This is a genomic window from Methylobacterium sp. GXS13 (assembly GCF_001455965.1).
GTDB lineage: Bacteria > Pseudomonadota > Alphaproteobacteria > Rhizobiales > Beijerinckiaceae > Methylobacterium.
Map to the genome: position 1 here is coordinate 152,269 of NZ_LKKO01000058.1, position 21,241 is coordinate 173,509.

The window sequence follows — 21,241 nt, forward strand, 5'->3', positions numbered from 1 at the left end:
AGGCTTGGCGATCACCGCGCGGTCGGCTGGCACGGATCGGTCGAGCGCTTGCCCTTCCGAGGCATCAGCGACACGATCAGCTGAACGTTCGGCACGTCGCCGACCTGACGGGTGAGGTGCCCGACATGGCCCTCCGGCCCCTGCGGGGTCGATCCGGTGTCGGCGTTGAACTCCACCTCGCCCGGCCCCTGCTCCAGCACCGAGCCGTCCGTGGCCTCCACCGACCAGCGGCCCGACAGGGTGATCACCCATTGCGGGCCGGGAGCGGTGTGCCAGGTGCCGACATAGCCGACCGGCAGGATCGCGTACTTGATCGACGCCACCTCGCCCGGCGGGAAGCCGACATATTGCGGGGCCGCGGGCGGCGCGTAGCTCTTGAAGATGAAGTTCTTCAGGTCGCAATACTGGACGTGGCTCTGGCCCTTGGCATCCGCGTAGAGTGTCCCGTAGCGCAGCGCCGGCGGATTGGCCGCGGTCAGGCCGGCCGGACCCGACGGGGCCGGCTCGATGGTCATCACCGGCTCGCTCGCCTTGCCGCCGGCCGCCAGGACGGCCGTCCCGCCCGCGCCGGAAGCCAGCAGCACCATCGCGATGCGACCGGCGGTCTTGAATGACATCATGGTTTCGACGTCCCAGAGTTCGAGGCACCGAAGACGGCACCGCGGATCTCATAGTCTAAGCCGCCACCAACGCCTAATTTTCCATCTATTGAACTTAGATTAAGTGCTGTTAAAGCTCTCGATCAACGGCAACCCACCGAATGATATCTTGGCTTGATTCGTCGCATGCGGAATTGGGATTGTTCCTACAAACTCAAATGGTGGATCGTCGTCTCGGCGCAGGCGGCTGGCAACATCGGACCCGGACTGACAAGATCGGGATCCACGCCGCGGATCATCGCCGCCGCATGTCCGAGACCGAGCATGGCTGACGACCTACCGGGTCTGCGTAACCTCATCGCGCGTTACCCCGCATCCTGGTTGGGCGAGCTCGCCTTGGGCCCCTGGGAGATCACGGCCCGGGCGGCGGCTTTGGTCGCCGCGCGCATCGCCGCCCTCGACAGGACCTATCGGGTCGCAGACGGCATCGCGATCCACGCGCAGGCGATCGTGGAGGCCGGCGCGACCGTGAAGCCCCCGGCGATCATCGGGCCGGGCTGCCTCGTGGCGACCGGTGCCTACCTGCGCGGCGGATGCTGGCTGGAAGCGGATTGCATCGCCGGGCCCGGCGTCGAGCTGGAGTCCGCGTTCCTGTTCACGGGCGCGGCAGCCGCGCATTTCAACTTCGTCGGCGATAGCATCCTCGGCGCGAACGTGAACCTGGAAGCGGGCGCGATCATCGCCAACCATCGCAACGAAGCACCGGACCGGCCGATCCGCCTCCGGTTGGGCGGGCGCCTCGTCGAGACTGGAGCCTGCAAATTCGGCGCGCTAATCGGCGACGGCGCCCGGATCAGCGCCAATGCCGTGATCGCCCCGGGCGCAGCGATCGACTCCCACGCCGTCGTGCCGCGCCTCGGGCTGATCGATCAGGGCTGGTGATGCCTCTCTTCGTCTGCCCGATCGTGGCGCGGCGGCGTCTTCGAAGACGAGGCGCCGCTCAGTTCCACGTGTGCAGAACCGTCCGCCAGCCGTCCTTCTGGCGTTCCAGCACGTTCACCCAATTGCCCTCGAATGTCTTCCTGGCGCCGCCATCCACCGGGCCGGTCATCTCCCAGCGACCCGAGACGATCAGCAGGTTATCCTTCGCGACGGCGTTCTTCACGGTCGTCTTGTGGTCGTCCCAGCCCTTCGCCTTGAGGCCGGAGAAGAATTTCGGGATGCCGTCGCGGGTCTGGGTCCCGCCCTTGGTAACGACGAGGGCATCGGGCGTGTAGAGCTTGCCCAGCGTCTCCATGTCGTTGCGGTTATAGGCCTCGTCCCACCGGGTCGCGGCGCCTTGCGCGTCGGCTTCCAGCGCCTCCGCCCGGCACAGGCCGGGCAGGAGCGCGGCGGCGGCGAAAACCAGGGCCGGCAGAACGTGATTGCGGGGCATCAGATCCTCCCAATACAGATACGAACCGAAGATTAGGGATACTTCTCCCAGATCAGCGTAATGATGCTCAGCTTTCCGTCGACGTTGAACTTGAACGGCGTGGTCGTGTAGATCAGTTGCCGTCCCCTCTGCTCGACGTGCCGCACCTGAGACGTCCCCGTCCAGGCCTCGTTCCAGGACGTGTCGATGGTGTGGGTGACGCGGTCGGCATCGAATTGGTACGTGCCCGCATAGGCGAAGAAGGTCTTGTGCAGGTGGATCCTGTCCGCGTCGGACATCGTGTCGTTGGCGGCGGGCCGGGCGCGTCCCTCGAAGGCGCAGACGACCATCATCCGCCCGTCGCGCCCGTAGGTGATCCAGCCATTGGGCTTGGGGCCACCATAGGCGTCGATAACCTCGCCGGTCTCGACGATCTTCCGCGTGGCGGTGACAAGGCGCCAGGTTCCGACCACCGCGTCGGCTTCCAGGGCTTGCGCAGCCGGGAGGCCGAATCCGATCGCAAGGATTGCAACCAATCCTCTCATCGCACGCCACCGCAAGTCACGGCGCCGTATTCGAGTTACGGCACCACGATAATTCAGCATCGAATTTTCACGAAGTCAATTGTTATCGGCGACAATTTGACGGCAGACCGCAGCAGCCCTCAATGAATGCCATGAATGGCTGTATTCGCACCCGTCCGATCTTCGCCGCAGCGCAGTATCGCGACGGCGATCAGGACGACGACAACGCCGCGAGGGCAGCATCGGCTGGCTGCGTCTCCGCGAGGATCCAGGCCGCCGTATCGGCATCGGCACCGGCAACCGGGAGATGCAGGATGATCGGCGTCTCGTAGGGGTGGCGCGCCTTTAGGGCGGCCGACAGGGCATCGGCGAGGCCCTCGCGGCTCTTGAGGATCGCCGCGACCTCCTCACCCCGCTCAACCGTGCCCTTCCAGCTGTAGACCGACAGCATCCCGGGCAGGACGTTGATGCAGGCGATCAGGCGCTCGCGGACCAGGGCCTCGCCGATATTCAGCGCGGAGGCGGCGTCGGGAAAGGTGGTGTAGACGAGGAGCGGACGCTCCATGCTATGCCTCCAGGATCGCGCATGTGCCCGAGGAGTCAGACGCATGCGGGGCACCGACGTCAACCGGGCGGTTCGCTCATCAGATTGGAGCCGTGACGTGACCCCCGACGCGACCCAGATGCGCTTGCCAGGCACCGCCTGACGCCATGCCGACATTCAAAAAGATCGCATTCGTGGCGAGCCCCACCGGTTACGCCCGGGAAGCCGCCGCCGCCCTGATGCGGCGCTACGACCATGTCCCACCGGAGGACGCGGATGTCGTCGTCGCGCTCGGTGGCGACGGGCTGATGCTGCAGGTGCTGCACCGCTTCATGGATCACCCGAAACCGATCTACGGGATGAACCGCGGCACCGTCGGCTTCCTGATGAACGAATTTCGGGACGATGACCTGCTGGAGCACCTAGAAGCCGCCCAGCGCAGCGTCATCCACCCCCTGGTGATGGATGTATTGGACACGGAAGGCCGCAGTCATCGCGCCCGCGCGATCAACGAGGTCTACCTGCTGCGTCAAACGCACCAGACCGCCAAGCTGAAGATCGCCGTTGACGGACATGTCCGGCTGGACCTGCTGATCGCCGACGGGGTGCTGGTCGCCACCGCGGCGGGCTCGACCGCCTACAACCTCTCGGTGGGTGGCCCGATCCTGCCGCTCGACGCGAAGCTGCTGGCGCTGACGCCGATCTCGGCCTTCCGCCCCCGGCGCTGGCGGGGCGCATTGCTGCCGGACTATGCTCGGATCCGCATCGACGTGCTCGACGCCCCTCACCGTCCGGTGGCGGCGGTGGCCGACCACACCGAGTTCCGCCGGGTCTGCGCTGTGGAGACCTCACTCGACCGCGCCACCGAACTCGTGCTGCTGCACGATCCCGGGCACAGCCTCGACGAGCGCATCCTGCGGGAACAGTTCGGGTGAGTCTGGAGATCAGACCGGCCCAGCCGTCCGACCACCCGGCGATCGCCCGGATCATCGTGCCGACCATCCGGGCGGGCGAAACCTACGCGGTCGATCCGCTGCTCAGCGAGGCCGACGCCGTCGCCTACTGGACCGGCGCGGACCGCGAGACCTTTGTAGCAGACCGGGACGGGGCGGTGTTCGGCACTTATTACCTGCGCGCCAACCAAGCGGGCGGCGGGTCCCATGTCGCCAATTGCGGCTTTATGACCGATGCAGACGCCGCCGGGCACGGGATCGGCCGGGCGATGTGCCAGCATGCACTCGATCAAGCACGCCAGCACGGCTTCACAGCGATGCAGTTCAACGGCGTCGTCTCGACCAACACCCGAGCCGTCAAACTCTGGCAGCGCCTCGGCTTCGACGTGGTCGGGCGCATCCCGGGAGCCTTCCGGCATCCGAGATTCGGGGATGTCGACGCCCTGGTGATGTTCAGAGCGCTCTGAGATCGCCGCCGATCAGTGCCGGTTGACCGCGACCAGTTCGCTCTCGCGAATCGCGCGCTCGCCGGCTTCCGTCCGGATCCGGTAGGAGCGCTCGCCGGTCTGATCCTCAGGCATCAGGCGCAGGATCTCGAAGATCTCGCCGCCGCCTTTGTCACCGGGAAGCCCGAGCTGCACCCGGCAGACGCGTTGGCCGATCTTGAATTTGTGGGTCATGCCGGGCTCCTGGGGCGCGGTTTGAAGGGGCGACGCCATCGGAGCAGCCGCCGGCCGCAGTTGCGGTCGGATACGGCTCCGTGTCTCTGGTCTCACGCGCCCGTTCGTGCCGTTCGGCATTCCCTTCGGCGGCAGGCGCCTCAGCGGCGCTTCTGGGCCTTGGCCTTGCGAGCCAGATAGCGCGCATCGCGCTGAAGCTTCTGCTCGGCCTGCAAGGCCTTGGCACGCTCCTGGGCGGCGAGCTGCTCGGCGAGCTTGCGCTCGGCCTCGGCCTGACGCTCGGCCTCGGCCTGAGCGGCGGCGCGCTCGAGTTCCGCCTGGCGCTGGGCAGCGCGCTCGGCCGCGCGGGCCTCGCGGGCATCAACCACGGCGCGACGCGCAGACTGGCGGGCGAGGACGGCCGGATCATCGGCAGTCGGGCGGGCTCGGAAACGAGCCAGCATCTCGGACCGCGCCTTGGCGGCGGCCTCCAGTCGATCGACGACGCCTTGCTTGTTCGGAAAGCTCACAGACACTCCTGAGTTGGGCGCGGCGGGCCGCCATCGTCCCGAAATCGGATTTGAATACGAAGAAGCCGCTCCCTCGAGAGCGGCTTCGACAAAGGCCGACGAAGCGGCGATCAGACCGTCTGGAGCTGGCCAGCGGATTCCTTGCCGCTGCGACGATCGGTTTCCAGCTCGTAGGAGACCTTCTGGCCTTCGTTCAGGCCACGCAGGCCGGCGCGCTCGACAGCCGAAACGTGCACGAACACGTCCTTGCCGCCGTCATCCGGCTGGATGAAGCCGTAGCCCTTGGTCTCGTTGAACCACTTGACGGTTCCGGTGCTCATGGAATTCCTCGATCTTCGCAGGCGTCGTGAGAGATGGCACCCGCTCAAAAAAGCGGGCACCGATATCGACCGATAGCGATAGGAAAGTCAGAACCGCCCTGCGAAGGCGTAACGGTCCAAGATATCCGGACACGTGCCGATAGGCCTCAGATAGACCTTCGCTCGCGCATTGGCAAGTCCGAAGAGATATTTCGACCAGAACCGGCATCGGTAAAACGGGCGTGATGTTTGTGGAAATGAAAACGCGATGCGGGCAGAAGATTTGTGCCGTCAAACAGATAGGCCGTGTGCATCACGTCGGGATGACTTGGCGCACGCAAGCCGCCAGCCCGGTCTCGAGCGCCGGTCAGGCCTGAGTCAGACGCAGCACCCCTTCGCCGCGGCGATGACCAACCGTCGTCACCGCCACCTCGCGGGCCGATCCGGCAGCCACGAGGCCTGCGGCAAGCGCCGCTCCGAAGGGCGCAACGATTTCGAGCCCGTGCCCGATCACGTCCCCGAGCGCTCGGACGTCGGCGCCCGGCGCGAGCCGCGCGATCGCATCCTGTTCCTCCGCCGTGATCGGTGCGACGCCTGAAGCGCCCGACAGGACGCGATCAGGCGACGCGAGACCGGCCTGCGCCCATAGGACGTCGAGACTGTGAGCAACGCTGCCGGGGATGCGCGGCGCACGATCGCTCGCGACCCGGTCCAGCCGGGCGAGGGCCTGGGCCCCGCGGGCCGCTGCGTGCGCTTCCGATTCCAGCATGAGGAAGGCCGCGCAGCTCCCCAGGATGAAGCCGGCCGGGGCATCAATTCGCGTGCCCCGCTCGAAAACCGGGTGGTAGGGAGCGCGGGCGAGATAGCCACCCATCTCGTGGACCACCAGCACGTCCGGCCGCTCGGCGCTGTAGGAGCCGCCGACCAGGATCGCGTCGATCTGGCCCGCGGCGACCCGGGCCTGAGCAATCCGTAGCGCATCCACACCGGCAGCTTCCTCGCCCATGAAGGTGCGGGAGGCGCCCGTAACGCCGTGCACGATGGCGATGTTGCCGGCGAGCAGGTTCGAGAGCTGGGCCAGGAATAGCGTCGGCCTCAGGTCGTTCTGCAGCCGCTCATTCAGGTAGGCGCCCGGGTCGGCCGCATTACGCAGGCCCGTCAGGATCGCGCCGTCGACCGCGTAGTCGCGCTCACCGCCGCCCGCAGCCACCACGAGATGGAGCGCCTGCTTCAGAGCGGCATCGTCCTTCACGCCAGCGGAGTCGAGGGCAAGTCCGGCTGCGTAGACGCCCAGGCGCTGCCATGCCTCCATCTGCCTCTGGTCACTGCGTTTGGGGATCTGCCCATCCCAGGCGATCGAAGGCGCCGGATGCACGCAATAGGGTGCGAAGGTCTGGGTATCGGTCCGGGGTGCCGCGCCGGCCTCGAGGGCGGCGAGATGCGCCTCGATTCCTTCGCCTGCGCAGGAGACGAGGCCGAGACCCGTGACAAGGACGGGACGGCTCATGGCTGCACCGGATCCTGGAACAGGCCGATCGCCCGGGCGCGTTCGCGCATCGGCGCGTCGAGCCCGTCCGGAAACGGCATGGTGCGGAAGCGCAACTCCGCGTCGCAGAGCGCCTTGCCGGCATGGCTGATCGCGGCCTTCGTCACGGCGTAGCCCGAGCCGTCATGCTCCAGGGTTGCCGTCACGACGAGCTCCGCACCGGGCCCGACGAAAGACCGGAACCGGGCCTTGTCCACTCCCGTGAGGAACGGCATGCGGGTGAAGTCGAGATGAGCGAGCACGAGGTAGCCGGACGCCTGCGCCATCGTCTCGGTGAGCAGCACGCCGGGCACCAACGGATGGCCGGGGAAGTGCCCCTCGAAGACGGGGCTCTCCAGCGGCACCCGGGCGAGCGCCTCGATCCGGCCGGCGGCCCGGTCGAGGTGCCGGACAGAATCGATCATCTCGAAGTATTCGAGGCGCATGGGGGTGCGTCGGGCTCTAGGGCGTCAGACCTTGGCGGCCTTCTCGGCCACCAGGGCGTCGATGCGCGCGCACAGGTTCTTGAGCACGAAATACTGCTCCGCCGGAACCTTGCCCTCGTTGACCTCCTGGGTCCAACGCTCGAGCGGCAGCTTGATCCCGAAGGCCTTGTCGACGGCGAAGGCGATATCGAGGAAGGCGAGGCTGTCGATGCCGAGGTCGTCGATGGCGTGACTTTCCGGGGTGATCTTGTCCCGCGGGATGTCAGCCGTCTCGGCTATGATGTCGGCCACGCGCTCGAAGGTGGCGCTGCCGTGGGCGGGATCGTCGGACATGTCTTCTCGCGGGCTGTTCGGTTTCCGGATCGGTCGGGCGGGGAGCCCCCCTCGACACCGGGCGACCCGGCGCTCACGCCCCGCGCGGCCAGCAATACGCATACCGGCCCCAGTTGCGCAGGCCGGTCGGATGGCCGCGACCTCTACACGAGGGGGTCGGGGGCGGCAACCGTAACGGTTCCCGGTGCGTTGCCGCGCTGGTCCAGGGTAGTACATCGACGGGTGCGCGGGACCGTGTGCCGCCCTGCGGAAAGAGTTCGGCTTATCTGCGCGGGATCCTTCGCGCGGCGCCAGGAGACGAAACGGATGTTACCCACGGCCCAACCGGTTGCGGTCCCGGCGCATGTCGCTCCTCCGGCCCCGCCGGAGCGAGCGCGCTCGCAAGGCGCTGCGCGGGTCGTGCTGGTCCTGGCGCTGTCCGCCCTCGGCCTCTGGATCCTGCATGGCTTCTTGCCGGCCCTGGCCTGGGCGGTCGTGTTGGCGATCGCCCTCTGGCCGCTTTACGCCCGCTTGGAGCGGCGCTTCCCGCCGGGTCGACATAATCTCCTGTTGCCCACGCTGATGACCGCCGCGGTGGCCCTGGTGTTCCTCGCCCCCCTGGCGATCCTGGGCGTCCAGGCGGCGCGCGAAGCCCACGATGTGGCCGAGTTCGTCCGTAGCGCCGAAGCGAACGGCATCCCGGCCCCCGAATTCGTTCAGCACCTGCCCTACGGAGCAGCGCAGGCCACCGCTTGGTGGAATGACAATCTCGGCCACGCGCAGGCCGGCTCCGACCTGCTGCACCGCTTCGAGAACCATTCGGTCGTCGGTGCCTCGCGTAATTTCGGCCGCGAGGTGGTGCATCGGATCGTGCTGTTCGGCTTCAGCCTCGTGGCTCTGTTCTTCCTGTTCCGCGACTGGCGGACGGTGACGGAGCAAGCCCGGGTCGCCTGCGACCGCCTGTTCGGCCCCCGGGGCGAGCGCGTGGCGCGGCAGATGGTGGCCTCGGTGCATGGCACCGTCGACGGGCTCGTGCTGGTCGGCCTCGGCGAGGGCTTCATCCTCGGGGTGGTCTACTATTTCGCTGGCGTGCCGCACCCGGTGCTGCTCGGCGCCTTCACGGCGGTCGCCGCCATGATCCCGTTCGGCGCGGCCGTCGCCATCGCGATCGCAGCGCTGCTCCTGGTCGCGGCGGGCTCGGTGAAAGCAGCGATCGTCGTGGCAGTAGCAGGCCTGGTGGTGACCTTCGTAGCCGACCACTTCGTCCGGCCGGCGCTGATCGGGGGCACGACCAAGCTGCCGTTCCTCTGGGTGCTGCTCGGAATTCTCGGAGGCGTCGAGACCTTCGGCCTGCTCGGCCTTTTCGTTGGCCCTGCCGTGATGGCAGCCCTGGTCCTGCTGTGGCGGGAATTCACCGAGGGCCACGACCAGACGGCGTGATCACACCTAATCGGCTGTGCTCGCTCCGGCCGAAGCCTCCATGCGGCGCCGGTCTTGGCGCCAATCGGCGGGCTTCTCGAAGGTCCCGGCCCAGAGCCCCCGTCGGGTCGCCCAGGCCTGGCCCTCCTGATGGGTGTAGGCCGCCGTCACCTGGCGGCTCGCCAGGGCGTAGCCCCGCGTAACCATCCAGGCAGACAGATCCTCGCCATGCGCGAGGCAGAGGCCGGCGATACCGCCTGCAGCCGAATTCTCGCGGCGCTCGCAGGTGACGACGCCGCTGCCGATATGCGCGCTCAACGCCTGTGCAGCCTCGCGGCCACAGCGGTATTCCCGGCCCGTGACGGTCTGGCAGCTCTGCGCGGTCTCGGGCGCGTCGATGCCGTAGAGGTTGATGCGGGTGCCATGCACCTCGATCGTGTCGCCGTCGATCACCGTCGCGGGCCCGCTGATCGTCCCGGCCGCGGCGGCCGGTCCGCAGAGGAGGAGCAGGGCGAGCATCGATCTTGTCATCAGAAAGCTGTCCACGAAGGGGCGGCAGAGTTCGTTTCGGAAGCGCGTAGGGTCGCCGACCATTGTGGCGTTTTTGCCGGCTACGCTGCGCGCTCGGAGCGCCTGGGCGTTCTGTCGCGCGGTCTGCCCGCGATGGACCGGCACGGCCGTCATCCCGGAGCGGGCTCGACGCAGCGTCGCGCGGATAGGTTGCGAAAGGGTTTGCAACGTTGCGCCGCCGTAGAGGCGGGCAGCGTTTGGCGTCCCGGATGCCGGGCGGGTTAGTGGACGGCGATCCGGAAGCCCGCCCCCTCGTGAGCGAGCGTTTCCCGGCGTCTCACGCCGGAGCGGGTTCTGTGTATTGTTGGCGCTGCATGCGCCCCGGAGCGGGTGCGTGCCGATCGCATGATGCTTAGCGAGACCCGTCGCCCTCAGGCACACAGAGTCGGTGTCAGACCCGATACTTGGTCAGACCCGGTACTTGCCGTTGCGCTTCACCAGCACCCGGGTCCCCACCGGCACGCGCTCGTAGAGGTCTGCGATGTCCTCGTTGAGCATGCGGACGCAGCCCGACGACATCTGCTCGCCGATGCTCCAGGGTTCGTTGGTGCCGTGGATGCGGAACAGGATGTCGCGGTTGCCCTGGTACAGGTAGAGGGCGCGGGCCCCGAGCGGATTGTCGACGCCGCCCTTGCGGGTGCGCGGCAGGTCCGGGTTGAGGGAGACCATCGTGACGGTCGGGCTCCAATCCGGCCAGACGCCCTTGCGGCCGACCCGCGCCTCGCCCTTCCAGGAGAAGCCGGCCTTGCCGACGCCGACGCCGTACTGCATCGCGGTGCCGTCCGCCTGGACCAAAAGGAGCTGGCGCTGGTCGATATCGACCAGGATCGTGCCGGGCTTCTCCGGGCCGTTGTAGCTGACCTGCTGGCGGCGGTACTTCGGGTCGAGCCGCGCGGTATCGACCAGCGGAATATCGTATGGCTTGTCGGGCTTCGTCCCGATGTACCAGGCCGATTCGTCGTCCTGCGCGAGCTGGGACGGGCGCGTCTGGCAGGCGGCCAGCGGTGCGATCGCGACCACGGCGAGCAGAATTCGCGAGAGCAGGAGCCGGCGAATTCGGCTCCAGGCCGATGGGCGTGTTGCGATCATGGGTCCTGACATGCGGGATACGGTCCTGGACCCCATGCCTACCGTCTCGACGCCCACGGCGATGTAGCTTTTGCGCCGCAGCGGCCCGCGAGAGCCTGATGCCGCGGCCACGGTTGCGCCCTAATTCATGACGCGGGATCCGAAGCTGACACGGCATCCGGGGGGGTGAATCATGGCCGAGACCGAGACGCTTCCGACCGAGGCGGTGTCTGCGCCCGAGGTACCTCTGCGTCCAGCGATCCACCTCGATCATTGTGTCATCCACGTCACTGACTGGGCGCGATCCAACGCTTTCTATCATGACGTGGTCGGCGCCGAGGTGATCGCGCGCGGGAGCGGCTTCGCCTACCGGTTCGGTGGGGTGCAGCTCAATTGCCACGGTCCCGGCGTGAAGGCCGAACCGGTCGCGGCGCAGCCTGTGCTGCCGGGAAACAGTGACCTGTGTTTCCGCTGGTCGGGCACCATCGAAGACGCAATGGCACATCTCGAAGCAGCCGGTGTGCCGGTGGAGCTCGGCCCAGTCGAGCGGAACGGGGCCGCGGGAACCGGCCTCAGCATTTATTTCCGCGACCCGGACGGATCGCTCTTGGAATTCATCACCTATCCGACCGCGTGAGGTCAGCCCCGGCTCTCGGCCAACGCCTGGTTGGTCTGTTCGAGCCGCAGGGCGAGAACCCGCATCAGCGCGATGCTGATCTGGGGAAACTGTGCCAGCAGTTCCAAAAACACGCCGCGGTCGATGCGGAGCGCCGTCACCGCCGATTCCGCCGTGACGGTGGCCGAACGGGGCTGGTCGGCCAGGATGCCCATCTCGCCGACCAAGGCATCCTGCCCGAGCAGCGCGAGGCGGATCGGCCCGGCCGGCCCGTCGATGCTGACCTCGGCGCTGCCTTTGAGGATCACGTAGGCCGCATCCGCCACGTCACCGCGGGCGAAGAAGCGCTGCCCCGGCTCGAAATGCACGCGCTCACTCGTGAAGGCCAGAAGCTTCAGGCGCGCCGGCTCCACCTCGCGGAACAGCGGAACCTGCCTTAAGGAGGATACCTCGGTATCGAGGGTCATTCGCGGGCTCCGCGAGGGGTTTCACACCCTTGCGGGCATGGATGGTATTCAGATGGCCGGACTGGCCCATACATCCATGCGGTTCATCAAGCACTTGTCCAGTCCCACCCCCGACGCAGCCCGGGCGTTCCGATGCCTGATTGCCGGTGCACTGACGATTCTGGGGGGGATTCTGACGAGCGCGGAACCCGTCCAGGCGCGCCTGGTCAAGGCCGATCTCGCCCGCGTCGCAGCAGCACCCCTGCCCGGCGCCCGAGTACCCCTGGATCTCGTCGTTACGGACGCGCGAACCGGACAAGCGAAGACCTTGGGGCAGGCGCTCGGCGGACGCGCCGTCCTGCTGCTGCCGGTCGACTACACCTGCGGCAATGTCTGCGACCCCATGTTGTCGATGGCGGCGGATGCCCTCGCGGCGACCGGACTCTCTGACGAAGACTACGCATTGGTGCTCGTCGGGATCGATCCCCGGGACGATGCCGCGGCCGCGCGCCGCATGCTCCACGAAACCCTCGGAGACCGGGCAGCCGGCATCCGGCCCTTGATCGCCTCGGAGGCTGCTTTGGCCAGCCTCACCGGTGCCCTGGGCTACACGGCCGTTTACGACCCCGGGACGGACAGCTTCGCCCATCCCGCTGCGGCGATGCTGCTCACCGGCGAGGGCCGGGTCGCCCGGGTCCTCTCACCGCTGGCACTCACCGGCCGAGACCTTCGTCTGGCGCTCACGGAAGCCGGCGAAGGACTGGTCGGCGGCCTCACGGATCGCCTAGCGTTGCTCTGCTACGGCTACGATGCCGCACGCGGCATCTACACCCCCGCGGTCGAACGGATCCTGACCGTTGCTGGGATCGCTACGGTCCTGGCGATCGGCTCATTGATTCTGATCCTGCTTCGCCGGACGCGCCTGCGCGCCGGCTGAAAGCGGACCTGCCTCAGCGCTTGGTCGACAGACCATACTCTCCGGGGCCGGGGGCCTCGCGTTTCGGACTCGCATTCAGGTGTGGTGAGTCGATCGGCTCCTCGCGGGTCGTCGGCGTCGGCGAATCCTCGGGGGCGGGCATCGGAGGGAGCGGCGGTGTGTTCGGCTCAACGGCAGGCCCGGATCCCGGCCCAGCCTTGACCATGTTGCGGTTCGTCATCGCGTAAAGCCCTTTGCCGTAGCCCGCATCACAGCTTCCGTGCAGGCGCCCGCCGAGGGCAGGCCGGCCCGGTACCGGCGCGCGCTCGGGCGCCCCGGGAAGTGAATGCCAGGCAATCTCGCATCAACGCCACACAAAGCCAGCGGTTGCTGCCAAGCTTAGCTTTGCCAAACTTGGCCACGCCTGATCACAGGAACCTTGGTTATTGCTGAAGGTTGTTGCGGTGTGAAGCGAAGCCTGAGGAGGAACTGATGGCATCCGGAAATTCAACCTCGAAGCGGGGCTTTGCCTCGATGGACCTGTCGCGGCAGCGCGAGATCGCCAGCAAGGGCGGACGCAGCGTGCCGGCCGAGAAGCGCTCCTTCTCGCAGGATCGCGAATTGGCTTCGGCTGCCGGACGCAAGGGCGGCCAATCCACGGGGACCGGCCGCGCCGAGTGACCCAAAACGACTGTCGAGTTGCGTAACGGCGCCGCGTTTAACGACCGGCGCCGTCCTTGTTTTTGCAGACCACCCACAGCAAAAGGCCCCGCCGATCCGGCGGGGCCTTTTGCTGTGGGCAATTGCGGGTGGCGGGATCAGGAGATACAGCGGCCCGGAATCATGCGACGGGCCTCGGGACCGACCAGCGAGCTGAGAGCGGTTTCGCACCCCTCCCGAACGAGGCGGCGTGGCTGCAGCAGCGGCTTGAGGATGGGCTGAGTACCGAGTTCCTGTCCCTCCTCGGCAACCGGACCTGATTGACTTTCAATCCGCTGGACACCGGCAACCCGGGTCGGGCTGAGGGCCAGCGAGGCCGGACGCATGCCAGGCAGCGGTGACGGTACGGAAGCGGTGATGACCGGGGGCGACCAATGGTCAGCGGTCTCGCGAACCACCGGCTGGATCAGCACGGTGATCAGAGCCGCGGGAGCACTTACGCCCAGAATGAAACCAGACCGCAGCATTGCCCCGACCTCATCATGAGAGCTTGACAGGATATTTCAACAACGCGGCCTGCAATCGTCGGTTCCACCACTGTCTCGTCCCGGTGATCACTGAGTATTCGCACACGTTCGCGTTATGATGCGGCTGCGTACGCGGGTCATCCATAACCATCCCCTGTGTCGCAACGGCCACGGTCGCCCAAAAAGTGCGATCGCCGGAACCTCGCGGGTGGGCTGACCGTTACATCGAGACCCGGCCATCTGGTCCTCCCCGCATTCCCCTTGTGCATCGGCCGGAACCTTATTGACGGGCTGGAGCCATCTCCGGCCCGTTTTTTTGTGCGCAAGCGAGACAGTCTTCGCGCATAAAAAAACCCCGGCTCGCGCCGGGGTTTTCGTCGTTGCACCCAACTGATCCGAAGCGGCAAGCCGATCCGAATATGACGGGTTAAGCGGTCTTGGCTTCCCGCCGACGCGCCGTCTGCTGGAAGAACAGCGCCTGGCTGATCACCGCTGAGACGTTCGCCGGCTGGAACGGCTTGGCGATCAGGAAGGCCGGCTCCGGACGCTCGCCCGTGAGGAAACGCTCCGGATAGGCAGTGATGAAGATCACCGGAACCTCGAAGGTCTTCAGCAGATCGTTCACGGCATCAAGGCCTGAGGAGCCGTCCGCTAGCTGGATATCGGCGAGGATCAGACCCGGGCGCTTGCCCTCGCCGGCGATCTTGATCGCCTCGGTGCGCGTCCGCGCGACGCCGATGACGTTATGGCCGAGGCCCTCGACCAATGCCTCGAGATCCATGGCGATCAGCGGCTCGTCCTCAATGATGAGGATCTCGGTCGCCATGTCGGCGGCGAGCTCACGCCCCGCCTCATCCACCAGGTCACGGACTTCGGAGACGTCGACGGCCAGGATGATCGCCGCATCCTCTTCCGAGAAACCCTCGAGACAGGACAGAAGGAATGCCTGACGCGGCAGCGGGGTGATCTGGCCCAGGCGAACCTCGGCGGGCAGGTCGTGCTGGACCTGCTCACTGCGACCGTTCACCGACAGGGAGTTCCAGATCCGCGTGAAGACCCGGAACAGGTCGGCCTTGATGTTGGTGCTGCGGCCGAGCGTATCCGGCTCGTTGACGAGGGTTTCCAGGGTGGCGGCGACATAGGCGTCGCCGGCCACTTGGCTCCCCGTGAGCGCCCGCGCGTAGCGGCGCAGGTACGGCAGGTGCTGTACCACGAGTTGCGATGTCGACATTCGATCCCCTGTGCCTCGCCGTGTTGCCCGGCCGCGATGCCTCGATCCTCGACCGAGGTCGTGCCGGGGCCGGCTTGTATCCTGCGCAGCCTACCGCCCAACGCGGAGGCCCGCACTCCGTTCCGCCCCCAGCGGAACCGATCCGGCGGGCGGGCGTTGCAGCCGCAGCCATGGCGTATGTCGAGCCGCAGTACAATGCGGCCCCGCGGACTTCGGCAAAAGGGGCGTGTGAATGGCGAATCGGGGGAAGGACGAGGACCGTCGCGCGGGAGATCCGCATGCGGGCCTCGCTGTCACCTCCCCGCTGCGAGCCGCGATGGGCAACCCCAGCGACGCCCGAACGACCGCTGCGGGCCAGGATGAATCACCCGTCGCCCGCGGCGGCCTGAGCGATCTGACCCGCAATCGTCTCGCCGCACAGTTGCGGGCCATGTACGACACGGTGGCGCAGCAACCGGTTCCCGACCGCTTCGCCGAACTGATCGCGAAGCTTGATGATCGGGACCGTGAGAACGTCTGAGGAGACTTTACCCGCTCCGACGCCTCGATTGTCCCTGAAGACTGAAAAGCCGCCGCTGATGACGGCGGCTTTCCGAATGCGAACGCCAGCCTGGCGCCAGCGCCAGTCGTTAAAGTCGCTTTACAAAGTTGGCGAGCGGCCGCGCATCAGACCGACGACTGCGGAAATCGCAAACAGAACGATAGCGACAAAGAACACGAGCTTAGCGGCTTCCATGGCGGTTCCGGCAATACCACCGAAGCCGAGCAGAGCGGCGACCAGAGCGACGACGAGGAAAGTTACGGCCCAACCGAGCATTGTGCGTATCCTTTGAAAATACCGGCGCGGGCGGCCGCGTCGTTCTGGACTCGAAAACGCCAAGGTCTCGCTTCGGTTCCGCGCACTTGACAAAGGACCGCTCCTTCCCTTCGCTTAACGATCTGCCCGCGACGATGCGTGACGGAACGGGAGCGAGACGGTAGCGTTCGAACAGTGGTTGTTAGGTCCGAGCTAGGATCCGTGATGCTGCAAGCTGCAAAGAGAGCCGTTCGATCCAAGGCCAACGCGCTGGCGGCGCGCGTGACGGAGATCGTCGACGGTGCTGCCGACGCCGTGCGCGCGGCGGCTCTCGGTCTCGGTGTGATACCGGCTCCCGTCCCGGTGCCTGTCCGCGTGCGTGCCGGCCGGTCCCACCGGGAGCGCTAAAATCCTGGCCCGCCGAAGGACGGGCCGCGATTTGAGATCTCGCGACTTATCGGCTTCGGAAATTCCAGCCGACACCTGTGCCCGATTGCACCGCGAGCGGGCACGGCTCTAGAACCGCCCCCGGAATAGCACGGGGTGGCGATGGCGGACGAGGACAAGAGCGGGCCGACCTTCGAGCGGTCCTTGCCCGTAGCCGGACGCCTGGAACGCGTGGCTCCGCTGATCCGGCGGCGTATCGCCCCGAATGGCGGCCCGTTCACGGCTACCGGTACCTGTTCCTACGTGATCGGCGACCGGCGCGTCGCGGTCATCGACCCTGGGCCCGACGAGCCTAGCCACATCGAGGCGCTGCTGGCGGACCTCGAGGGCGAGCAGGTGGAGGCCATCGTGGTCACCCACACCCACCGGGATCATTCCCCGGGCGCTCGGCTTCTCGCCGCCCGAACCGGCGCCCCGATCGTCGGGTGCGCCCCACACCGGGCTGCTCGCGCCTTGGCGGAGGGCGAGGTGCCGATCCTCGATTCGAGTTCTGACACGGCCCATGCCCCCACGCGGGTGATGGCCGAGGGCGACACGGTTTCCGGACCGGGCTGGACCCTCGTGGCTTTGGAGACCCCTGGTCACACCATGAACCATCTCGCCTTCGCGTTACCGGAGGCGGAGGCGTTGTTGTCGGGCGACCACGTGATGGCCTGGAACACCACGATCGTCGCGCCTCCGGATGGGGAGATGCGCGCCTACATGGCGTCGCTGGAAAAGCTGCGCGGACGCGGTGAGACGATCTACTGGCCGGGACATGGCGGTCCCGTACGCGAGCCGGCGCGTTTCGTCCGCTGCCTGATCGGCCACCGCCGCCAGCGGGAAGCGGCGATCCGCGCCCGGCTCGCCGCCGGAGATGCAAGGATTCCAGACGTTGTGGCGGCGATCTATCAGGGGCTCGACCCCCGCCTTCGTGGGGCCGCCGCCCTGTCGGTCTTCGCCCATCTGGAAGATCTGGTCGGGCGGGGGCTCGTGGCCTGCGATGGGCCGCCCCGTCTCGACAGCGCCTACGCACCCACCTGACGGGTGACCCAGCTACTTCACCGCCAGGGCCAGGTTCGCCACGTCGTCGAGATAGGCGCGGATGCGATCGGCATTGGTGCCAAAATCGCGGCCGCCGAGCCGGGAGGCCGAGCGCACGTCGATCCGGGCGCCGTCGGCCCGGGGGCGAATTCGCACGGTCACGTCGTCAGGCAGATTGAGGATGAGGCCACGGGCCACGGCCTCGATCCGGCCGTTGCCGGTACGCCCCCCGGGACGGATCGCCTCGACGATCTGCCAGTGCCGGTTGAGGGCGGCCTTACGGGCCAGTTCGAATGCCTCGTCGGCACCGATATCGAGGGTCAGCGGGGCGATCTGCGGATAGGCGCCGCGCTGACGCTCACGGATCGCGGGACCCGGATCCGACGGGTAACGGCCGCCCCGTGCCGCGAAGGCGGCCCGGGACCGCGAGAAGGCCGGGGGGTTGTCGATATCGGTGGTGATATCTGAAAGGACCGGCAGGCGCAGACCCCGCAAGCCGAGATAGGCCGGATAGCCCAGGAGGAGTAGCGCCAGGAACAATCCGGCGAGCGCAGCCCCCAGACCGCGCGCACCCTCACGCCAGACATGCACGAACGCGAACACGGCAGCGACAGCCGCGGCCAGGGCGATACACAGCCCAGCCGCCAGGGCAACCAGCGCCGCGTCGGTGTCGGAACGCGGGTCGCGCACCACGATCAGGGCGAGCCCCGTGGCGATAATGGCAAACACGGCAAGCTGCCGCGACAACGGTCCGGCGCGGGTGACGGGTTCCTCGACAAGCAGGCGGCGCATGGGGATCACGGACGGAGTTGAAGCCGGAGCTTAGAATCGGGTGAGCTTGGGCGCCATCGCCCGAATCACGGAGCGTAAGCGCGGGCGTTGCCGCTCAGCCCGAGGGCGGCCGGAAACTTGAGGGGATCGGGCAGCATCGCCTCACCATGAGGGACGACCTGCGCGGTCAGCGCGTCCCACGGACCTGAGACTTCGAACAGGAGCCTGCGCGACGGGTCCGCGGCGCGAAGCGCCAGATCGCCCCGGGCTTCGATCCGCCGACTAGGCAGCGAGATTTGTCCCTGCAGGCTGGCTCCGACGCTCGGCCCGCGCAAGCCGGACTCGGCGAACTCACCGATCCCGTCGGAGAAGCGCAGGGTGATCGCCGCGCGCTCGAAGGCGGTCCGACCATTCCGACGCGCGAGCGCGCCTGCCGGGACGACGCCGTTGCGGTGGACGATCTCGGCCAGGTCGAGGCCCGAGATCGCGCCGCCGTCGACTGCCAGCGTCGCGCGGCCGCCGAGATGGGCGAGCAGGCTTGCACTGTCGCGGGCACTGCCCTCCAGGGTGAATTGCCCCTGCAGGGGCCCGCTCATCCAGCGCCCGCCCCCGATCTCGCCGAGCAGGGTTCCCACGTCGACCCGATCCAGGCTGCCCTGCATCCGCACCTCGGTCTCAGCCGGATCCTTGGCACTCACCAGGGTAAGGCGCCCCTTGAGCGTTCCGTCCTGAAGGCGTGCGCGGTTCACAGCGACTTCCATCGCGCCGTCACGCACCAAGATACTGGCGGCCAAGTCCTGGACCTGCAGCAGTCCGACCCGGCCCTCGGCCGCCGATAGTCGCAGATCGAGATCGCCCTTGGTGAGCGGCGTCAGGGCCAGCGGCGCCGCCTCTGCGTCAAACAACTTGATCAGATCACCCATCAGCGGCGCGAGATTCAGCGTCTCGGCCGCCAGAGTCGCTTGAACCGAGAGGCGTGACCCGGTCCCCGGCCCGAGGGTCACGGCACCCGCCCCCTCCAGCACGTCGTCTCCGAGCCCCACACGTAAGCGCGGCCAGGATACGGAACGGTCCCAAACGTCGAATTGTCCGTCGACAGAGAAGGCCCGGGCAAGGGGGGAGAGCGGGGCATCGCGACGGAGCCAAGCCAGGGTTTCGGACAGCGAGCGGCTCTTGAATCGGGCGCGCCCGGCCAGTGCAGGCAAGGCGCCTCCCTGAAGCGACGGGCTTGCCGTGCCATCGACAGCCAGGTTGCCGTCGGGCCACGTCACCGCGGCGGTGAACGGGGTGGGGTGCCCTTGAACGATATCGGCAGCCCGGAGATGCGTCAGCGCGATGCGCGTGGGCACGCCCCGCCATGTCAAGCTCGCGTGGGCCTCTGCGGAGGCGCTCCAGAACGGCCAGGCGAGGTCAAGGTCGATGTCCCGTGCCTCGTCGCCCTCGGCGATGCGGGCACCGGTCACGCTCAACCAGCGCGGTCGCTGCGTGGCGCCCGAACGCATCCGCGCGGCCAGCTGAGCAAGCGGCACGCTCCAGGCAGCGGCGTCCGATGACAGTTGTGCGCCATCGAGCCGGAGACCGCCCAGCGTGGCGCGGCCGGCCAGGAGGCCGAGCGGATCGAGGTCGACGGTCAGGCTTCCGGCCTTGGCGAGTGTCGGCCCCGTGGGACCGGCAGCGACGCGGACGGGACCGAGGGACAGGCGCGGAAGGGGCAGGAGCGTGAGGCGTGCCGGCCCCTCGCCGGTCAACGACAGGCCGTATTCATCCAGCGCGCGGCCTGCAAAGGTCATCGCCCGGCGGCCATCGACCGGCCAATCCTGCAGGCCGAGGCCAACCAGGATCACGCCTGCGAGGGTGAGAAGGAAAATGGGACGTCGGGGCGACATCGTGCTCCGGATGGGCGAGCCGCGGTTGCGGCCGAAGACCGGGTGCCGCGCCAGCCCCCTCAAGCCGTCGCGGCCCGGTTGGGTCTGCTCGTTGAAGGCACGTCATAGCGCGCCCCGCCGGCCTTGTCTGCGGGGGCCTGCGCAGGCCGCCCCGCTCTCCCCAGGGCGGCGCGGGTTACGGATCGCCCCGGACGCCATGCGGGCCGGGTATGCCGGTACTGGATTTCGTTCACGGAATCGGGGACAGCAGGCCCGAGGAAACGCGGTTCCCAAGATTTCGGCCGGGCAGACCGGACGGGAAAAGGACGGTTCGATGAAGAAGGTCTACACGGATCCCACGGCGGCTTTGGCTGGCTTGCTGCGCGACGACATGATGGTGATGTGCGGCGGCTTCGGCCTCTGCGGCATCCCGGACGAGTTGATCGAGGCGGTGCGCGCTTCGGGGGTCAAGGGCCTGACCATCGTCTCGAACAATGCCGGGATCGACGGGGTCGGCCTGGGCAAGCTCCTCGATACCCGGCAGGTGCGCAAGATGATCTCGTCCTACGTCGGCGAGAACAAGGAGTTCGCCCGGCAGTATCTCGGGGGCGAGTTGGAGATCGAGTTCAATCCGCAGGGCACCTTGGCCGAGCGCATTCGCGCGGGGGGCGCCGGCATCCCGGCCTTCTTCACGAAGACCGGCGTCGGCACCAAGGTTGCGGAAGGCAAAGAGGTCCGGGAGTTCGACGGCGAGCACTACGTGATGGAGCGCGGACTGTTCGCCGACCTCGCCATCGTGCACGCCCATACGGGCGATACCGAGGGCAACCTCCGCTACCGGATGACCGCGCGCAACTTCAACCCGATGATGGCGACCGCCGCCAAGATGACGGTGGCGCAGGTGGGGCACCTCGTGAAGCCGGGTGCGATCGACCCGGACACGATTCACACGCCCGGGATTTTCGTGAAGCGGATCATCGAGGTCGGCGTCCGCGAGAAGCGTATCGAGCAGCGCACCACCCGCAAGCGTGCCGAGAACACGCCAGCGGCCGCCGCCGGCGGCGGCACCCACTGATCGAGG

The 21,241-nt window shown here is 67.5% G+C and carries 28 protein-coding genes; 10 read left to right on the plus strand and 18 right to left on the minus strand.

What is annotated here, in order from left to right; translation table 11 throughout:
• Positions 1-11 precede the first annotated feature (11 nt).
• Positions 12-617, minus strand: coding sequence for a hypothetical protein (locus AO398_RS20535; RefSeq protein ID WP_244498834.1), 606 nt, complete (start codon positions 615-617; stop codon positions 12-14).
• A 306-nt stretch (positions 618-923) separates the two neighbouring features.
• Here AO398_RS20535 and AO398_RS20540 point away from each other — a divergent pair, with 306 nt between their 5' ends.
• Complete coding sequence (locus AO398_RS20540; protein WP_058194041.1) at positions 924-1,541, plus strand: LpxA family transferase; 618 nt, start codon at positions 924-926, stop codon at positions 1,539-1,541.
• Positions 1,542-1,599: 58 nt separating this feature from the next.
• On the opposite strand, the gene AO398_RS20545 is transcribed toward AO398_RS20540, so the two are convergent.
• The 3 genes from AO398_RS20545 to cutA form a co-directional block, all read right to left on the minus strand.
• Positions 1,600-2,034, minus strand: a complete 435-nt coding sequence (locus AO398_RS20545; RefSeq protein WP_058194042.1) for a nuclear transport factor 2 family protein — start codon at positions 2,032-2,034, stop codon at positions 1,600-1,602.
• 32 nt (positions 2,035-2,066) lie between these two features.
• A complete protein-coding gene (locus AO398_RS20550; RefSeq protein ID WP_058194043.1) occupies positions 2,067-2,558 on the minus strand; it encodes a lipocalin-like domain-containing protein in 492 nt (163 codons plus the stop codon).
• Between the two features lie 190 nt (positions 2,559-2,748).
• Positions 2,749-3,102, minus strand: a complete 354-nt coding sequence (gene cutA / locus AO398_RS20555; protein WP_058194044.1) for a divalent-cation tolerance protein CutA — start codon at positions 3,100-3,102, stop codon at positions 2,749-2,751.
• A 146-nt stretch (positions 3,103-3,248) separates the two neighbouring features.
• On the opposite strand from cutA, the gene AO398_RS20560 reads away from it, so the two are divergent.
• Both AO398_RS20560 and AO398_RS20565 read left to right on the plus strand, forming a co-directional pair.
• The gene (locus tag AO398_RS20560; protein ID WP_058194045.1) at positions 3,249-4,016 is read left to right on the plus strand and encodes an NAD kinase; all 768 of its coding nucleotides are present in this window, start codon (positions 3,249-3,251) and stop codon (positions 4,014-4,016) included.
• Positions 4,017-4,018: 2 nt separating this feature from the next.
• Positions 4,019-4,501: a GNAT family N-acetyltransferase gene (locus AO398_RS20565; protein WP_058194116.1), complete on the plus strand. Its 483-nt coding sequence runs from the start codon at positions 4,019-4,021 to the stop codon at positions 4,499-4,501.
• Between the two features lie 12 nt (positions 4,502-4,513).
• Here AO398_RS20565 and AO398_RS20570 read toward each other — a convergent pair whose 3' ends face one another.
• The 6 genes from AO398_RS20570 to AO398_RS20595 form a co-directional block, all read right to left on the minus strand.
• On the minus strand, positions 4,514-4,714 hold the full coding sequence (locus AO398_RS20570; RefSeq protein ID WP_058194046.1) for a hypothetical protein: 201 nt from the start codon (positions 4,712-4,714) through the stop codon (positions 4,514-4,516).
• 140 nt (positions 4,715-4,854) lie between these two features.
• On the minus strand, positions 4,855-5,223 hold the full coding sequence (locus AO398_RS20575; RefSeq protein ID WP_058194047.1) for a DUF6481 family protein: 369 nt from the start codon (positions 5,221-5,223) through the stop codon (positions 4,855-4,857).
• Between the two features lie 110 nt (positions 5,224-5,333).
• Positions 5,334-5,543, minus strand: a complete 210-nt coding sequence (locus AO398_RS20580) for a cold-shock protein (RefSeq protein ID WP_007568877.1) — start codon at positions 5,541-5,543, stop codon at positions 5,334-5,336.
• 346 nt (positions 5,544-5,889) lie between these two features.
• The gene (locus tag AO398_RS20585) at positions 5,890-7,029 is read right to left on the minus strand and encodes a beta-ketoacyl-ACP synthase (protein ID WP_058194048.1); all 1,140 of its coding nucleotides are present in this window, start codon (positions 7,027-7,029) and stop codon (positions 5,890-5,892) included.
• Entirely contained in the window at positions 7,026-7,493 is a 468-nt protein-coding gene (locus AO398_RS20590; RefSeq protein ID WP_058194049.1) for a 3-hydroxyacyl-ACP dehydratase FabZ family protein, read from the minus strand. Before AO398_RS20590 ends, AO398_RS20585 begins: the two co-directional genes overlap by 4 nt.
• Before the next feature lie 24 nt (positions 7,494-7,517).
• Complete coding sequence (locus AO398_RS20595; protein WP_058194050.1) at positions 7,518-7,826, minus strand: acyl carrier protein; 309 nt, start codon at positions 7,824-7,826, stop codon at positions 7,518-7,520.
• Between the two features lie 306 nt (positions 7,827-8,132).
• Between AO398_RS20595 and AO398_RS20600 the strand changes: the two genes are divergently transcribed.
• On the plus strand, positions 8,133-9,245 hold the full coding sequence (locus tag AO398_RS20600) for an AI-2E family transporter (protein ID WP_058194051.1): 1,113 nt from the start codon (positions 8,133-8,135) through the stop codon (positions 9,243-9,245).
• A 6-nt stretch (positions 9,246-9,251) separates the two neighbouring features.
• Here AO398_RS20600 and AO398_RS20605 read toward each other — a convergent pair whose 3' ends face one another.
• Together AO398_RS20605 and AO398_RS20610 are read right to left on the minus strand one after the other, a co-directional pair.
• A complete protein-coding gene (locus AO398_RS20605; protein ID WP_058194117.1) occupies positions 9,252-9,755 on the minus strand; it encodes a thermonuclease family protein in 504 nt (167 codons plus the stop codon).
• A gap of 447 nt (positions 9,756-10,202) precedes the next feature.
• Positions 10,203-10,883: a L,D-transpeptidase gene (locus AO398_RS20610; RefSeq protein WP_082643372.1), complete on the minus strand. Its 681-nt coding sequence runs from the start codon at positions 10,881-10,883 to the stop codon at positions 10,203-10,205.
• Between the two features lie 172 nt (positions 10,884-11,055).
• Here AO398_RS20610 and AO398_RS20615 point away from each other — a divergent pair, with 172 nt between their 5' ends.
• Entirely contained in the window at positions 11,056-11,499 is a 444-nt protein-coding gene (locus AO398_RS20615; RefSeq protein ID WP_058194053.1) for a VOC family protein, read from the plus strand.
• Positions 11,500-11,501: 2 nt separating this feature from the next.
• On the opposite strand, the gene AO398_RS20620 is transcribed toward AO398_RS20615, so the two are convergent.
• Complete coding sequence (locus AO398_RS20620) at positions 11,502-11,945, minus strand: Crp/Fnr family transcriptional regulator (RefSeq protein WP_058194054.1); 444 nt, start codon at positions 11,943-11,945, stop codon at positions 11,502-11,504.
• 52 nt (positions 11,946-11,997) lie between these two features.
• Between AO398_RS20620 and AO398_RS20625 the strand changes: the two genes are divergently transcribed.
• The gene (locus AO398_RS20625; protein ID WP_152997583.1) at positions 11,998-12,861 is read left to right on the plus strand and encodes an SCO family protein; all 864 of its coding nucleotides are present in this window, start codon (positions 11,998-12,000) and stop codon (positions 12,859-12,861) included.
• Positions 12,862-12,874: 13 nt separating this feature from the next.
• Here the strand turns inward: AO398_RS20625 and AO398_RS29465 are convergent, their stop codons facing one another.
• Positions 12,875-13,081 carry a hypothetical protein gene (locus AO398_RS29465; protein WP_082643373.1) on the minus strand — a complete coding sequence of 69 codons (207 nt, stop codon included), beginning with the start codon at positions 13,079-13,081 and terminating at the stop codon, positions 12,875-12,877.
• A gap of 251 nt (positions 13,082-13,332) precedes the next feature.
• Between AO398_RS29465 and AO398_RS20630 the strand changes: the two genes are divergently transcribed.
• Positions 13,333-13,521 (plus strand): KGG domain-containing protein, encoded by a 189-nt coding sequence (locus AO398_RS20630; protein WP_058194055.1) that lies wholly within the window; start codon positions 13,333-13,335, stop codon positions 13,519-13,521.
• Between the two features lie 933 nt (positions 13,522-14,454).
• Here AO398_RS20630 and AO398_RS20635 read toward each other — a convergent pair.
• Entirely contained in the window at positions 14,455-15,258 is an 804-nt protein-coding gene (locus AO398_RS20635) for a response regulator (RefSeq protein WP_058194056.1), read from the minus strand.
• A gap of 316 nt (positions 15,259-15,574) precedes the next feature.
• Between AO398_RS20635 and AO398_RS20640 the strand changes: the two genes are divergently transcribed.
• Positions 15,575-15,778, plus strand: a complete 204-nt coding sequence (locus AO398_RS20640; protein WP_244498835.1) for a NepR family anti-sigma factor — start codon at positions 15,575-15,577, stop codon at positions 15,776-15,778.
• A 120-nt stretch (positions 15,779-15,898) separates the two neighbouring features.
• On the opposite strand, the gene AO398_RS27675 is transcribed toward AO398_RS20640, so the two are convergent.
• Entirely contained in the window at positions 15,899-16,075 is a 177-nt protein-coding gene (locus tag AO398_RS27675; RefSeq protein ID WP_007568853.1) for a DUF1328 domain-containing protein, read from the minus strand.
• 528 nt (positions 16,076-16,603) lie between these two features.
• Here AO398_RS27675 and AO398_RS20650 point away from each other — a divergent pair.
• Entirely contained in the window at positions 16,604-17,524 is a 921-nt protein-coding gene (locus tag AO398_RS20650) for an MBL fold metallo-hydrolase (protein ID WP_058194059.1), read from the plus strand.
• Positions 17,525-17,536: 12 nt separating this feature from the next.
• Here AO398_RS20650 and AO398_RS20655 read toward each other — a convergent pair whose 3' ends face one another.
• Entirely contained in the window at positions 17,537-18,316 is a 780-nt protein-coding gene (locus tag AO398_RS20655) for a DUF1499 domain-containing protein (protein WP_058194060.1), read from the minus strand.
• 65 nt (positions 18,317-18,381) lie between these two features.
• Entirely contained in the window at positions 18,382-20,181 is a 1,800-nt protein-coding gene (locus tag AO398_RS20660; protein WP_058194119.1) for an AsmA family protein, read from the minus strand.
• 313 nt (positions 20,182-20,494) lie between these two features.
• Between AO398_RS20660 and AO398_RS20665 the strand changes: the two genes are divergently transcribed.
• Positions 20,495-21,235: a CoA transferase subunit A gene (locus AO398_RS20665; protein ID WP_058194061.1), complete on the plus strand. Its 741-nt coding sequence runs from the start codon at positions 20,495-20,497 to the stop codon at positions 21,233-21,235.
• Positions 21,236-21,241: the final 6 nt, after the last annotated feature.